At 31.7% G+C, this 15,284-nt stretch carries 14 protein-coding genes; 9 read left to right on the forward strand and 5 right to left on the reverse strand.

What is annotated here, in order from left to right:
- The first annotated feature begins 138 nt into the window (after positions 1-138).
- The gene (locus BLW23_RS02445) at positions 139-981 is read left to right on the forward strand and encodes a sterol desaturase family protein (RefSeq protein WP_093667650.1); all 843 of its coding nucleotides are present in this window, start codon (positions 139-141) and stop codon (positions 979-981) included.
- Positions 982-984: 3 nt separating this feature from the next.
- Here the strand turns inward: BLW23_RS02445 and BLW23_RS02450 are convergent, their stop codons facing one another.
- Complete coding sequence (locus tag BLW23_RS02450) at positions 985-1,572, reverse strand: hypothetical protein (RefSeq protein ID WP_093667651.1); 588 nt, start codon at positions 1,570-1,572, stop codon at positions 985-987.
- Positions 1,573-1,618: 46 nt separating this feature from the next.
- On the opposite strand from BLW23_RS02450, the gene BLW23_RS02455 reads away from it, so the two are divergent.
- From BLW23_RS02455 to BLW23_RS02475, 5 genes are all read left to right on the forward strand, one after another.
- On the forward strand, positions 1,619-2,314 hold the full coding sequence (locus tag BLW23_RS02455) for a toxin-antitoxin system YwqK family antitoxin (RefSeq protein ID WP_093667652.1): 696 nt from the start codon (positions 1,619-1,621) through the stop codon (positions 2,312-2,314).
- A gap of 82 nt (positions 2,315-2,396) precedes the next feature.
- Positions 2,397-3,584, forward strand: a complete 1,188-nt coding sequence (mnmA, locus tag BLW23_RS02460; protein WP_093667653.1) for a tRNA 2-thiouridine(34) synthase MnmA — start codon at positions 2,397-2,399, stop codon at positions 3,582-3,584.
- Between the two features lie 44 nt (positions 3,585-3,628).
- A complete protein-coding gene (locus tag BLW23_RS02465) occupies positions 3,629-5,245 on the forward strand; it encodes a S8 family serine peptidase (protein ID WP_093667654.1) in 1,617 nt (538 codons plus the stop codon).
- 93 nt (positions 5,246-5,338) lie between these two features.
- Positions 5,339-6,277 (forward strand): NAD(P)H-dependent flavin oxidoreductase, encoded by a 939-nt coding sequence (locus BLW23_RS02470; protein WP_093667655.1) that lies wholly within the window; start codon positions 5,339-5,341, stop codon positions 6,275-6,277.
- 1 nt (position 6,278) lies between these two features.
- Entirely contained in the window at positions 6,279-6,989 is a 711-nt protein-coding gene (locus tag BLW23_RS02475; protein WP_093667656.1) for an aspartyl/asparaginyl beta-hydroxylase domain-containing protein, read from the forward strand.
- A gap of 82 nt (positions 6,990-7,071) precedes the next feature.
- Here BLW23_RS02475 and BLW23_RS02480 read toward each other — a convergent pair whose 3' ends face one another.
- Positions 7,072-7,854, reverse strand: a complete 783-nt coding sequence (locus tag BLW23_RS02480; RefSeq protein ID WP_093667657.1) for a hypothetical protein — start codon at positions 7,852-7,854, stop codon at positions 7,072-7,074.
- Complete coding sequence (locus BLW23_RS02485; RefSeq protein WP_093667658.1) at positions 7,854-8,408, reverse strand: RNA polymerase sigma factor; 555 nt, start codon at positions 8,406-8,408, stop codon at positions 7,854-7,856. The genes BLW23_RS02480 and BLW23_RS02485 overlap by 1 nt, the downstream gene beginning before the upstream one ends.
- A gap of 136 nt (positions 8,409-8,544) precedes the next feature.
- Between BLW23_RS02485 and BLW23_RS02490 the strand changes: the two genes are divergently transcribed.
- From BLW23_RS02490 to BLW23_RS02500, 3 genes are all read left to right on the forward strand, one after another.
- Positions 8,545-9,807 (forward strand): S8 family peptidase, encoded by a 1,263-nt coding sequence (locus BLW23_RS02490; protein WP_143032087.1) that lies wholly within the window; start codon positions 8,545-8,547, stop codon positions 9,805-9,807.
- 25 nt (positions 9,808-9,832) lie between these two features.
- The gene (locus BLW23_RS02495) at positions 9,833-12,322 is read left to right on the forward strand and encodes a CHAT domain-containing protein (RefSeq protein ID WP_093667660.1); all 2,490 of its coding nucleotides are present in this window, start codon (positions 9,833-9,835) and stop codon (positions 12,320-12,322) included.
- Between the two features lie 79 nt (positions 12,323-12,401).
- Entirely contained in the window at positions 12,402-12,599 is a 198-nt protein-coding gene (locus BLW23_RS02500) for a hypothetical protein (RefSeq protein WP_093667661.1), read from the forward strand.
- Between the two features lie 67 nt (positions 12,600-12,666).
- On the opposite strand, the gene ribB is transcribed toward BLW23_RS02500, so the two are convergent.
- Together ribB and BLW23_RS02510 are read right to left on the reverse strand one after the other, a co-directional pair.
- A complete protein-coding gene (ribB, locus tag BLW23_RS02505) occupies positions 12,667-13,809 on the reverse strand; it encodes a 3,4-dihydroxy-2-butanone-4-phosphate synthase (RefSeq protein WP_093667662.1) in 1,143 nt (380 codons plus the stop codon).
- Positions 13,787-15,259 (reverse strand): LptF/LptG family permease, encoded by a 1,473-nt coding sequence (locus tag BLW23_RS02510; RefSeq protein WP_093667663.1) that lies wholly within the window; start codon positions 15,257-15,259, stop codon positions 13,787-13,789. Before BLW23_RS02510 ends, ribB begins: the two co-directional genes overlap by 23 nt.
- Positions 15,260-15,284: the final 25 nt, after the last annotated feature.

Below are 15,284 nucleotides of genomic sequence, written 5' to 3' on the forward strand. Positions count from 1 at the left end.
GGGTAGTTTTAAATTATCTCCTTTCTTTTTTTATGAGAAATAATGTTTATAGTTTGTATTCATTGTAAATAATAAAAAGAATTCTTTGTTATTTTGAAAGAAATATAATATTCGTATTTTTAGAGAAAATGGAAATACATGGAAGCGATTATTAATTATTTTGAGAACATTCCTCCTGCGCATAGGAGTATGATTTTGATAGGAGGTATTACTTTTTTTTGGCTTTTAGAGAGTGCTCTACCTTTGTTTAGTTTTAAGTATAATAAATGGAAACATGCATTTCCGAATCTGTTTTTTACGGGAACAACTATTATCATTAATTTTCTTTTGGCTTTTCTTCTATTGAAAACGTCTGATTGGGTTGTTGCTAGTGATTTCGGATTGATTAATTGGTTACCAGAAATGCCTTTGTGGTTATATGTTATTTTAGGAGTGCTTTTTTTAGACTTTTTTGGAGCTTATTTGGCGCATTTAGTGGAACACAAGGTAATTCTCTTATGGATGGTACATTTGGTGCATCATACTGATCATAAGGTTGATACTACTACGGCCAACAGACATCACCCAATTGAAAGCATCATTCGTTTTTCTTTTACTTTACTAGGAGTGTTTTTAGTAGGAACTCCTATTGGAATTGTAATGTTATATCAGTCAATGTCGTTGATTTTTACTCAATTGACTCATGCCAATATAAAAATACCAAAAAAAATAGATAAAGTGATGAGCTATGTTATTGTGTCGCCCGATATGCACAAAGTACATCATCATAACTTATTGCCTTATACTGATAGTAATTATGGAAATATTTTTTCTATTTGGGATCGACTTTTTGGTACTTATATGGAATTAGATAGAGAAAAGATAGTGTATGGTGTTGATACTTTTCCAGATGAAGTGAAAAATTCCAGTTTGCTTGCACTATTGCAACAACCTTTTCAAGGATATAGAAAACCTACGAACTTAGAAGAAATAAAGAAATAATAGCTACACAGCTTTAGAGTTCAACTTGTCAATTAAATATAAAATTTGTGTACCTCTAGCCTTCGTTCCTTTACTTTCATGAATAATTTTAGAAGTAATCAGATGTTTTAATTCTGGATGTACCCAATCTTTTTCTTTACCGAATAAAAACAGGGCATTCATCGTGTAAGCTCTTACCGCTATTTTTTGGTCGCTAATAAGCCAATCAAACCCTGTTTCAATAATCAAGTTAATATGACTTTCTTTTAAAGAAGTTTTAGTGTTATTGTCGTTTTTTGAATCATAAGCCATTGCCAATCTTTCACATACTTTTGCACAAGGCCTAATCGCACTATCAAATTTTAATGTACTAATGCTTTTAGTGAAGATGTCAAGGTGAGGAAGAATATAATCGATGCCATGATGTGTACATATCCATTCTAAAATCCATGCGGCTTTTATAGATAATTTATTCTCTACCTGAAAAACAAAATTTACTAATTCTTTGAATAAAGTTTCATCATTTAATACAATATTTGCGGCTTTCGTACGATTAACTTTTGAAGCATTTACTACATCATTTAATATAGAAATTAAAGAATCCGATTTCATATTGGTATAGTTTATGTAACTTTGAATATGTTTAAAGAATAACAGGATGATAAAGATAAACAGGATATTTTCAATATCACTTTTATTACTACTATTTTTAGGGAATTTTACTTTTGGACAAAAAAATAATCAGTTTGACAAAAACGGTAAAAGGACTGGTATATGGAAAAAGAATTATGAAAATGGTAATATCAGATACCAGGGGCAATTTGTAGGAGGGAAGGAAATAGGTGTTTTTAAGTTCTATGAAGTAACATCACCAACTCAGCCAACTATTATTAAAGAGTTTTCAAGGTCTAATGACACGGCAAGAGTGAAGTTTTATACTCCTAGTAGTACATTAAAATCTAAAGGGAAAATGCTTAGGAGGCATAGGATAGGGAAGTGGTTGTATTATTTTCCAAATGGAGACATAATGTCGGAGGAAAACTACACCAATGGAGAACTTCATGGAGCGCTTAAAAATTATTATCCTAATGGAAAACTTACTGAGGAAACACATTACAGTAATGGTAAGAAGCATGGTACATCTAAAGTTTTTACGGAGTCTGGTATTCTTTTAGAAGAAGTGAGTTATGAAAATGGAAAACTCAATGGTGAAGGAAAGTACTATGATTTAAAAGGAGCTTTAAAGGAAAAAGGGATGTATAAGGATGGAAAACGCCATGGTAAATGGGAGTTTTATATTGATGGACAGGTTTCAAAAAAGAAAAAAGAGAAATTGTCTGAATTTAAAGAATAGGATTTACTTATTAAACCATTGCTATTTACAATACTTTAAAACGAAAACAAATTCGTAAATTTGTCGCCTTAAAACGAAACTAATGAAAAGAGTAGTCGTAGGACTTTCAGGTGGAGTAGACAGTAGTGTAACAGCTCATCTTCTAAAGGAACAAGGATATGAAGTTATTGGGTTATTCATGAAAAATTGGCATGACGATGCAGTAACTATTTCAGATGAATGCCCATGGTTAGAAGATAGCAATGATGCTATGATTGTGGCAGATAAATTAGGTATTCCGTTTCAAACAGTAGATTTAAGCGAGCAATATAAGGAACGTATTGTGGATTATATGTTTGCTGAATATGAAAAAGGGCGTACTCCTAATCCTGATGTGTTATGTAATCGTGAAATAAAGTTTGATGTTTTTATGGATATAGCTTTAAGTTTAGGAGCTGATTATGTGGCTACCGGACACTATTGCAGGAAAGACGAAGACATAATAGAAGGAAAACCAGTTTATAAATTATTGGCTGGAAAAGATAGCAATAAAGACCAGTCGTATTTTTTATGTCAACTATCTCAAAAACAATTAGCGAAAGCGTTGTTCCCAATAGGTGAATTAACAAAGCCTGAAGTGAGAGAGATTGCGAAAGAAGCAGATTTAATAACGGCCGATAAAAAGGATTCTCAAGGATTATGTTTTATAGGAAAAGTAAGGTTACCTGATTTTTTGCAGCAAAAGTTACAGCCAAAAGATGGCGAAATCGTTCAGATACCTGATACTTTTAGTCAATTTAATCGTGTGACTCCTGATTTTGCTAGTAAAGAGGAGGAATTGGCTTACTTTTCGGAAAAGTATAAGTATGTAAAGGAAAATGGAAAAGTTGTAGGAAAACATCAAGGCGCTCATTATTTTACGAAAGGACAGAGAAAAGGTTTAGCTGTAGGAGGAACTAAAGAGCCTTTATTTGTAATAGAAACCGATGTTGAAGAAAATATAATTTATACAGGAGAGGGGAAAAAGCATAAAGGATTATACCGAAATGTACTATTCGTGTCTAATGATGAACTACACTGGATTCGTGAAGATTTAGCCTTAAATATTGAAGAAACAATGGAGGTAGAGGCTCGTATTAGATATAGACAACAATTGGAAAGAGCAATACTTCATAAAGTTGATAATGGTTTATATGTAGAGTTTGATAATGCACAATCCGCTATTCAAGAAGGTCAATTCGTTGCTTGGTATAAAAATGAAGAGTTATTAGGTTCTGGAGTAATTAGTTAGTTAATTATTTAAAAATAAAATAGAAAAGTAGTAATTTAGTTGGCATGAGAAAATTACTACTTTTTTTAACTATTTCCCTTCTGAGTAATTATACATTCTCTCAGACAGAAGATGCTTGGGTATTTTTCAAAGATAAGCCCGAAGCAAGCACATATTTGTCCAATCCTACTTCAATGTTAACTCAGCGTTCTATTGATAGAAGAACTCGCTTAAACATTGCTTTAGATACAAAAGATGTTCCTATTCATTCCAGTTATTACGATCAAGTCAAAAATACTTCAGGTATTACAGTTATGGCGAAATCGAAATGGTTAAATGCTATTCATGTTAGGGGAACTCAAACTATAATCGATGGTTTATCAACATCGTTTAGTTTTATAGAAAAGATTGAATTTGCGAACAAATCGTTAAACAGATCTGCTAATGTTTCTAGTGAAACTAAAGAAAGTAACCACGTAAACAAGTTTGAAGGATTACATACTGATTTTGATTACGGCGTTGCAAATACACAAGTAACAATGATAAAAGCGGATTATTTACATCAACAAGGTTTTACAGGTGAAGGAATCCATATGGCAGTTATTGATGCTGGTTTTCCCAATGTTCAATCGTTAAGCGCTTTTCAAAGATTAAGAGATAATAATAAAATATTAGGCGGATATGATTTTGTAAATAGAAGCTCTAATTTTTATACAGGACATAATCATGGAACGCATGTGCTATCTGACATTGCAGGATATATAGAAAATCAATTCGTAGGAACTGCTCCTGATGCTTCATTTTATTTATTTGTTACAGAAGATACAGCTAATGAAACACCTTTAGAAGAAAGTTTATGGGTGGAAGCAGCAGAAAGAGCGGATAGTTTAGGAGTAGACGTAGTGAATACTTCATTAGGATATACCACATTCGATAATTCAAGTTATAATTATAACTATAATGATATGGATGGAGAAACGGCATTTATATCAAGAGGAGCGGAAATAGGAGCTTCTAGAGGTGTTATATTTGTTACATCAGCAGGAAATAGTGGAGCCCAGTCTTGGAGGTATGTTTCAGCTCCTGCAGATGCGGCTTCTGTTTTTACTATTGGTGCAGTAAATGCTGCTGAAAACATAGCTTCGTTTAGTTCTTACGGGCCCACGGCTGATGGTAGAGTTAAACCAGATGTATTAGCTCATGGTCAAAGTGTTTATGTAATAAACTATATTTCTGGATCTCCTTCAACAAGTAACGGAACTTCCTTTTCATCACCAGTTATGGCAGGGGCAGTGGCTTGTTTTTGGCAGGCTTTTCCTGACTTAACTCATATAGAAATCATGCAAAAGATTAGAGAATCTGCCGATCGATATACCAACCCTACAGATCAGCATGGTTATGGAGTGCCAGATTTTGAACAAGCTTATAGAACGCTATCTACCGAAAAGTTACCAAACGAAAATGAAATAACCGTTTATCCTAATCCAGTTGAAAACACGGTGTTTATTGACAGTCAGTATGATAAGGTTAATGTTTCTATTATAAATCTATTAGGTGAATTTGTAAAGAAAGAAGAAGGTGTTTCAGAAGGTGTTAACGTGTCTAATTTATCGCAAGGAATGTATATATTGCAGATTGAAAAAGATGGTCTTTTTCAAAAGATTAAATTTCTTAAACAATAACTCGTTAAATATATTTTGATTAAGACGAATAATTAAGCGTAAACTTTATGAAATTGGATAGGCTTTAATTCGTCGTATCTACTATTGAATATAATGAATAAAATCACAGACCTTTTTAATATTAAATACCCAATTGTTCAAGGAGGAATGATTTGGGTTTCTGGATGGAAATTAGCTTCAGCAGTTTCAAATGCTGGTGGATTGGGATTAATAGGCGCAGGATCGATGTATCCTGATGTATTAAGACAGCATATTCAGAAATGTAAAAAAGCAACCAATAAGCCATTCGGAGTTAATGTTCCTATGTTGTATCCAGACATTCAAGAAATAATGAATATTATCGTTGAAGAAGAAGTGAAGATAGTATTCACGTCCGCTGGAAACCCTAAAACATGGACCAGTTTTTTAAAGGAGAAGGGAATAACCGTTGTTCATGTGGTTAGCTCAGTAAAATTTGCTCTGAAATCCGAGGCAGCAGGTGTTGATGCAGTGGTTTGTGAAGGTTTTGAAGCAGGAGGTCATAATGGCCGGGAAGAAACAACGACATTTACGTTAATTCCAATGGTAAAAGAACAATTAAAAATACCTGTAATTGCTGCAGGAGGCATCGGAACAGGAAGAGGAATGTTAGCTGCGATGGTATTGGGCGCAAATGGTGTTCAAATAGGAAGTAGGTTTGCTGCAACGGTTGAATCATCAGCTCATGATAATTTTAAAAAAACAATTGTTGAAGTAAAAGATGGAGACACACATTTAACATTGAAAGAATTGGCTCCTGTAAGATTAGTTAAGAATCTGTTTTATCAAAAAGTTCAAGAACTTTACCAGAATAATCCAAGTATTGAAGATATTAAAGATTTATTAGGGAGAGCTAGAGCAAAAAAAGGAATGTTTGAAGGAGATTTAGATGAAGGAGAACTAGAAATTGGTCAGATAGCGGGGTTAATTCATGAAATAAAACCAGCTAAAGATGTTTTAGAGGATATAATGGAAGAGTTCAACCAAGTAAAAGCAGAATTAAACTCTTTGTAAAATGGATGAAAAAGAAGGTGTTAAGTTTTTAAAACTACCATTTAAGTTTCATGCAGAAAAACTTTCAAAAGATTTAGATAAAATAGAAGAACTGAACTGGAGTAACCATTTTAATAAAAATGGTTATTCTGGTATTTGGAGTTCGGTGGCTCTATTTTCAGTTGATGGCGAGTTAAACAATATCTCCGTTCCTTTAGATGGACAAAAGTTATTGGAAACAAAGGCTTTAAATGTAAGTAATTATTTTAGTGAAGTTCTCGCAGTATTTAAAGCACCTATTTTGTCAGCTAGGTTATTGAAATTAAAAAGTGGCTCAGAAATAAAACCGCATGAGGATCACAATTTAGGGTATGAGGATGGTTGTTTTCGAATTCATATACCCATAATTACTGATGAAAAAGTGAATTTTTTTATTGAAGACAAAAGAATAAACATGCTACCTGGTGAATGTTGGTATACCAATGTAAATTACACGCATTCAGTATCTAATTTCAGTAAAATTGATAGAGTACATATAGTCATTGATCTTGAGAGAAATGAATGGTCTGATAGTGTTTTCTTTTCTCTTTGTAAAAAAGAGCAATTATTATTAAAACCAACTATTAATTACAATCTCGAGACAATTAAGAAAATGATTTCTGAGTTGAAGTTACAGAATACTGAAACATCAAAACAATTAATAGAATCACTTAAAAAGCAATACCAATTATAAGTTCTTATACCAGTGATGATTTGGGATTACTGTAAAAGAGAAATGGGTGTTTTATTACGGTAATTTCAATTGGTAAATGGTATTATTCCATTTTTGTATGTATTTCTTTAGCCTTATTGTAATTGTAGTTGTTTTTATCCTTTAAAATTAAGATTAAAAGCTTTTTAGCCTCTTCTTTTTTGTTTTCTTTAAGTAGAAGTAAGAGTTTATACCAATAGCCTCTAGTGCTTTCTAAACTATCATTATTTACCAATAAATCGAAAACCCTGTTGGCATTATTAATATCATTTAACTGAGCATAAGCAACACCTTTGTATATTAAAAAATAAGCGTCGTTTGAGTGCTCATTATCTAGTTTAACAATAGTTTCATACTCTTTGTTTTTATAAAGTACTTCTATCGTGTTTAACCAATTTTCATTGGTTCCTTTTTCAACTAATGAAGGTAAATTATTCCAATCTGCATATTCACGGTAAAAGTCGGTATTATCTGAAAGAACAGAATTTTTCACAAAAAAAGATAATAGAATCATTGCAGCTATTGAAGCGGCGTATTTGTAAAAATTAAATCGCTTTTTTCGATTTTTATAAGTCGACGTATTTTTTCTTATGTAGTCTGAGGTCTTACTTAATTCTTCTGATTTTAGAAGATCCTTAATGGCATTTTTTTCTTCATTCAAGTTAAAAATGGAATCTTTATGGAAGTCCTTATTATTGCTCAATATTCGATGCATATTTAATTGAAGAATAACATCTTCTTTCAATTCACTATCCAATTTCATTTCATTTTCAAATGTACTGCGCTCTTCACCACTCATTTTATTATGAATGTATTTTTCTATATTTTCTTGTTTCTTTGCTTCCATTATTTTAAACTATTATAACGACGATCTTTTTTTATAATTGAAACTAATTTTGCTTTACACTTAAAAACTCGCTGTCTAACGGTGTTTACTGAAGCATAAGAAAGTTCTTTTACCAGTTCTTCGTAACTCATTCCATTAAAATAATTACTCAATATTTCTCGGCAATTATCGGAAAGCTTTTGAAAAGCATCAGTATAAAGTTCTCTTCTTTGTTGTTCAACTATAAACGTGCTTAAAGTGTCTTCTTTTATATGTAGTGGTAGAATGTCTTTATTCATTACCTTACTTTTTCTGTTTTTTAACGAAGTTTTCCAAATATTCTTACAAATGGTAAAAAAATAAGCTTCGAAAGAGTTAATACTTAGTTGTTTCTTTCGATGAGTAACAATTAAGTACATTAGAGCATCATGAAAAACATCTTCGACATCTTCCTCTTTTCCTTTATTTCTTAGTATAAAAGAGCTGATTTTAGGATAAAATTTAGAATATATTTCTGAAGTTACCTTTTCATTTCCGTTCAATAAGGCATTCAAATATCGATCGCTTTCTGTCATAAATTACTAATGAGAATTTAAAAATAAACTAATTCTATATAAAAAATGGGTAATAAAATTCTTAATTTTAGACTATATGATACAAAAGTATGGTCTTTTGTGAATGGGGGAATTATAATTAAAAATTTAAAGAGTGATGAAGTTTATAAAATTACTATTGGTTTTGTTGGTTGTTTGTATAAATTATCAATGTAGTGAAAATAAGGATACTATAGAATTACAACAACAAAAAAAAATTACAAAACCCAAAGTAAGGCAAAACGTTCCTAGATATTCTAGAAACGAACTTATAATTAAATACAAACCTAATTTAAGTAGGAGAGATAAGCAGAATTTAAGAAATCAATATGGAGTAGAAACCTACGAACAATGCGATTTATGTGATGATGACCTTATTGAAAAATGGAATTTTGGAAGTGGTTTAAATAGTAATATAAATATTGAAGATAAAAAGTTATCCATTCAAGGGGGAAGTGGAGGACCAGAGGGAGATATAACTGATGTTGATTATGAATTTTCCTTTAGGTTAGAGGGAGAATATGATTCTTATAGCTCAGGTGAAGGTTATGGATCATATTCAGATCAAATAGTCGGATCAAATGAAGGGGTAACAATTGCAGTTCTCGATACGGGTATCGATGCAAATTATCCTTTGTTTCCAGATGCTTTTCTATTTAACTCATCAGGAATTGATGTTGAAGGAGAAACTTCGGGATGGAACTTTGTTGGACATAATAGTAATTTCTTTGACGATTATAACTTAATTCATGGAACAAAAGTTAGTTATATAATAAATAAAAAATTACGTGAAGAGGGAATTCCTCATCAAATTTTACCAGTAAAAGTTTGTGATGAAAATGGTGTCGCTACTTACTTTAATATTTTATGTGGTTTAAAATATGCATTGCCTAGAGCTAATATTGTACAAATTAGTTTAGGCTGGTACGAAACGAATACCGAAGTTAATACAATTTTTAGTTCTTTGGTTGCCCATTATCAGAAAAAGGTTTTAGTGGTAACTTCAGCTGGAAATAGTGCAAAAAATACTGATGATATCGTACATTATCCATCATGTTATCCTCAGAGAAACATATTATCGATCGCTTCGTCGAATGCGGATAATTCAAACATAGCAAGCTTTTCAAATTTTGGATTAAATACGGTTGATTTTTATGCTCCAGGTGAGGATATTGCTTTTTATGATATTTCAATGATTTTCGTACCTATATCAGGAACCTCATATTCAGCGCCGTTGGTTTCAGCACTTTCAGCGAAAATATTATATAACTCAGGAATGTTATATTCACCTAATGATATAATATCTCAGTTAACTGTAGATGGAATTACCATTTCTTATGATGTTTCAAAGCCTGTAAAATATAATAAATTATTAAATTAGTGGTGAAACTAAAACGAACCACTTTATGAATCGATTTTTCGTGTTTTTTCTGTTAATCAGCGTAAATTTAAATGCACAGAGTTCTGATAAAATAAGAAGTATCGATACTGTTTTTTATTCTAATTTAAGCGGAGAAATCAAAATAAAACAAGTTTTAGATATCCTTAGCAATGAGGGAATATCAAGCTCACCAAAACAAGCGAATATATATCATAAATTAGGGTTGCTAGCGAATAGCATTGGGCGTTACGAAAAAGCTATTGAGTATACCCGAAAATCAGTTGATTTAAGGAAGCAAAGCACTAACATTGATTATTATAAGTTATTAAATAGCTTGTATAATCTCAGTTATTATTTTGGTAGACTAAATAGAATTGATAAAAAGAAAGCTATTATAAAGGAAATTTTGGGTTACTCGGTGGAGAACAAATTCCGGTATAAAGCAACTATAGATTTGGCTTACTTAATATCAGAAGAAGGGGATTATTTTCGAACGCTTGAAAAGTTCGATAATGTCATAAATAATTATGATAAATATGAAGATCCAAAAACGCTTTTAAAAGCTCATGAGGGAGCTATTTATGCGTACAGTGAAATTGATAAATCAGAAAGGTATTTTGATAAAATATCTAATCATATTGATGGGATTAATTATCTTTTAAAGACTTATAAGCATTTAAGTACTAGTATTGGTCATGATAATAACTTAGCAAATATATACGAAGGTCAAAAGGATTACCAAAGAGCCATAGAATTTTACAAAAAATCTGAAGACATAAGTTTAAAATATCAAGACAGTGTCAAACTTGGAGATATATACAATAATCTAGGTAGAATTTATAATATAGTAGGCAAACAAAAACTAGCGAATGAATTCTTTGTTAAATCATTAAAGTTTTCGTCTGGTTTAAGATCAAAGGCTGCGGTGTATAATAATCAAGGAGATTTACTAGATGAATCAATTCAATTACTAAATAATAAAAAGGCAATAGAAACTCTTTTAGGTACTTCTTATGAAGAGTTACCCTTATTTCAGGAAATAAAAGAATCTGAATATATAATTGATATCGTAGATTATTTAATTCAAAGTGTCGATGCAGGAACGAAATTTTACACTAAAAAATCGGACACAAATGGGGTAAATAAAATTATTGATATGACGATGTTAGTAGATAAATTAATATCATTACTAAGACGAGAAAGTCTTGTTGACATGTCAAAACTTTTATGGATTGAAAGAGCGAGTGAGTTTTATATGAATGGTGTTACTTTGGCGTATCATATGAAGAACTCTCCATTAGCATTTTATTTTATGGAGAAAAATAAGGGCTTACTTCTTTTAGAAGGTTTACATAAGTCTAATAATGAATATTATAAAGAGCCTAAATTAGAAGCATTAACAGAGAATGTTAACGATTTCGTCAATGATGGAACTTCTTTTGTTGAGTATATTATGAATGAAAATGAAGGCTATGGACTGTTTTATGGCAATGAATCTCATGAGTTTTTTAAATTATCAAATGTACCTCAATTGCTTGCTAATGTTAAAAAGTTGAAACGAAGAGTACGAGAGTATTTTAAAAACGAACAAGAAAAAGAAGAATATAAAGAGTTGGCAAATAGTATTTTTAAGACCTTATTTCCATTTGAAAATTCTTTTGATAAAATAAAAAATAAAGAACTAATTATAGTTCCCGACTATGAGTTACAATATATAAACTTTGAAACATTAGTGCCGAAATCTTCAGATGGGTACCTCGTTGAAACTACTGAAGTAAGGTATCTATTATCGCTGTCGATAGCCGATCATTTAAAAAGGCAAGACAAAATTTCAAAACTTGGCGTTTTTGGAATTGCTCCAATCCATTTCAAAGAAAGTAGTTTGCCTTCTCTCGAACGAAGTAGTGCTATTATGAATGAAGTTTCTAATTCATTTATAAGTAGGATGTTGATCGGTGAAACAGCTACGAAACGAAAGTTTATAACAGATTTAGAGAATTATAAAATAGTTCATTTGAACACTCACGCAGGAATAGATGAAATTGAAAATGAACCATGGCTTATGTTTTATGATGGAAGTTTAAGTTTTTATGAAATATCACAGTTAAGGAATAATGCAGATTTAGTTGTGTTGGATGTATGCAATGGAGCCATAGGTGAACATGAAGTAGGGGAGGGAGTTATGAGTTTAGCGAGAGGTTTCTTTAAAGGGGGAGCTAAAAGTGTCGTAACAAGTCAATGGGAAGCGAATGAAAAGGCCGTTACAGAGATTTTAACTCATTTTTATAAAGGACTAAGTAAAGGCCAAACCAAATCAAAAGCATTGCAATTAGCAAAGAAAAAATACCTAGAAAATCACCAATTGAGTGAAGTATCACCATATTATTGGGGAGCTTTGGTTTTAACAGGAAATACAGATGCAATAATTCCTCAAGTAGACTATTTTAGATTAATATGGGTGGTAGTAGTGATGCTTTTAATCTTTGCTACGAGTAAATTGTTAATTAGCTATTAATCAGATCCTAACAAGTGAATTTTATTTTCATTAAGTTGATGTTTTTATTATATTTACGTGAATTATAACTTATATAACTATGAAAATAATTAAACTATTGTTAATTGCTGTGGTCAGTTTAACATTTTTACAATGTACAGATTCGGAAGATAACTTCAATACGAGCAGTCAAACTCCGAATTCCGAACAAGAATCTATTCATGATTTGAATAATTATCAGTCTACTACCGAAGATAAAAAATTAACGATTGATGCGGGTAGTGGCGGTCCAGAGTAGCTATCAGAAAAATACAAAAGGCGCAAATTAATTGTTGCGCCTTTTAAAATATTTTTACTCTTTCAATTTAATAGCCAACGTAATCTACAATTTCAAGACCATATCCAATCATACCAACACGCTTCTTTTGTTGTGTATTAGATACCAAACGTAATTTATGAATGTGTAAGTCATGTAATATTTGAGCTCCAATACCAAAGTCTTTGTTATCCATTACTACACTAGGAGCTTTCATTTCACCTTTAGTTTGATTTTCTTTTAAACCACGCAGTCTGTTTAAAAGATTTAGTGATTGCGGTTGTTGATTGATAAAAACAATAGCACCTTTACCTTCTTCATTAATAACTTTAAACATCTGGTCTAACTTTTTATCAGCATTATTTGTTAAAGTACCTAAGATGTCGTTATTTACTAAAGTAGAGTTTATTCTTGTCAAAATAGGCTCCTCTTTGGTCCAACTTCCTTTGGTTAAGGCAATATGAATCTGATGATTTGTAGTTTGCTTATAAGCTCTCAATCGGAAATCACCAAAACGTGTTTGTATATTAAAATCTTCTTTCTTTTCAATTAGCGAGTCGTGCTCCATACGGTATGCGACTAAATCTTCGATAGAAACAATTTTAAGGTCGAACTTTTTAGCAACTTTAATTAGCTGAGGTAACCTAGCCATAGTTCCATCTTCATTCATTATTTCAACGATTACACCCGATGGTTTTAAGCCAGCAAGACGAGCAAAGTCAATTGCAGCTTCGGTATGCCCAGTTCTTCTAAGAACACCACCATTTTTCGCTTTTAATGGAAAAATATGCCCTGGCCTTGCCAAATCAAAAGGTTTTGTATTCTTGTCAACTAAAGCTTGAATTGTTTTGGCTCTGTCTGAAGCAGAGATTCCAGTAGTAACACCATTTCCTCTTAGGTCAACGGATACTGTAAAAGCAGTTTCCATAGGATCGGTGTTATTACTCACCATCATTCCTAACTCTAACTCTTTACAACGATCCTCGGTCATTGGAGTACAAATCAAACCTCTACCATGAGTTGCCATAAAGTTTACCATTTCAGGAGTTATTAATTCTGCCGCGGCAAGAAAGTCTCCTTCATTTTCTCTGTCTTCATCATCGACAACGATGATTACTTTACCATTTTTTATGTCTTCAATTGCTTCTTCAATTGAATTTAATTGAATTTTAGTTGAGGTTTGTGTTGCCATTGTCTATTGTTTCTCTTTTTTTCGAGAAAATATTTTTAAAAAAGGTTATAATTGAATTAAAGAATCCGCTAATATCAAACAGTCCTTTATCTTTCGTTGCTCGTATTGTTAGTATTAACGCAAAAGGGGTCATTAATGCTATAGCAAGCCATGATCCTGTAATAGCAGATACCGTACTTTCTTCTGCCATATTCCGTCCAAACGTATTCGTAAAGAAATAAAGAACGTATACAGCAATAGCGAGAATCATTGGAAGACCCATACCTCCCTTTCTTATGATTGATCCAAGAGGGGCGCCAATGAAAAATAGTAGTAAACAAGATAAAGAAAATGCCACTCTATTATAATATTCAATATCATGAAGATTTAGCCATTTTCTTCTATCTTTTAAATTGTTTTTGTAAGACTTTTGATTGTTGAGTGTTCTTTCTAATTTAGAGTTTGCTGTACTCATAATTTCATCTTGCTGATCCAATTCAAAATTTGAAAGTATATCTTGAGATAGCTCATTGTTTTTTAGCGAATCAGGATATTCATGTAAATCGCTAATGTCTAAAGTCAAAAATAAGTTTTTAGCCCTATTACTTATATAAGTATCATAATTTTTCTTTAACGTAGGAATGGTATCCTTAAGCTGCTTTAAACTAAGCATATTAAAGTTTTTCGTGTACTTTAAATCGTCTAAGTCCGTTCCATCGAGAGATGATACATCAATATTGATAGTATATTCATCAAAATCGGCATGAGATGCGGGCATTTTTAGTCGCTCTTTATAATTTGCTCCTTTTTTTTGATGATCTTCAAAGTAGTATCCATTATAGAGTTCCAAAGTCATGTATCGACTTCCTTCTTCTGATAAAATTTTTCCTTCTTTGGCTGTTATTATTTTATTATTTCCTTTTCTTGAAGATAAGTCATAAATGAGAACTTTCTTTAAAAGGTTCTTTTCCTCTCCATATTTTTCTTCAAACTTAATTTGATAGTTCGGAATTTCGGTATTAAAGCTTCCAGGAACTAATGCTAAGGCAGGTTGTTTTTTTCTAATGTTATGACGCAAGTTTAGCTGTTTTAATACAGCATAAGGATATACGTAGTTTAAGAAGAGAAAATTAATAGAGCTTAAAAAAAGAGCCAAGAACACGAGCGATCTTACCATTCTGGGTAATGAGATACCAGCGGATTTAGCTGCGGCAAATTCGTAATTTTCTGACAAACTACCTAAAGTCATAATTGACGATAGTAGAACACCAATAGGCAGTGCCTGAGGAGCGGCCATTAGAGCAGAATACCACAAGAATTTTAAAATAATAACAACACCAATTCCTTTACCAGCAAAACTATCAAAGGCCAACCACAGCATTTGCATTATCAATACAAATAGTATGATTAAGAAGGTTGTGAGGAAAGGAATTAAAAAACTTTTAAGTATGTATCTGTCTAATGTCTTCACAGACGCAAAGGTAGTGTGTTAGTAT

The sequence above is a fragment of the Tenacibaculum sp. MAR_2009_124 genome (assembly GCF_900105455.1).
Taxonomy (GTDB): Bacteria; Bacteroidota; Bacteroidia; order Flavobacteriales; family Flavobacteriaceae; genus Polaribacter.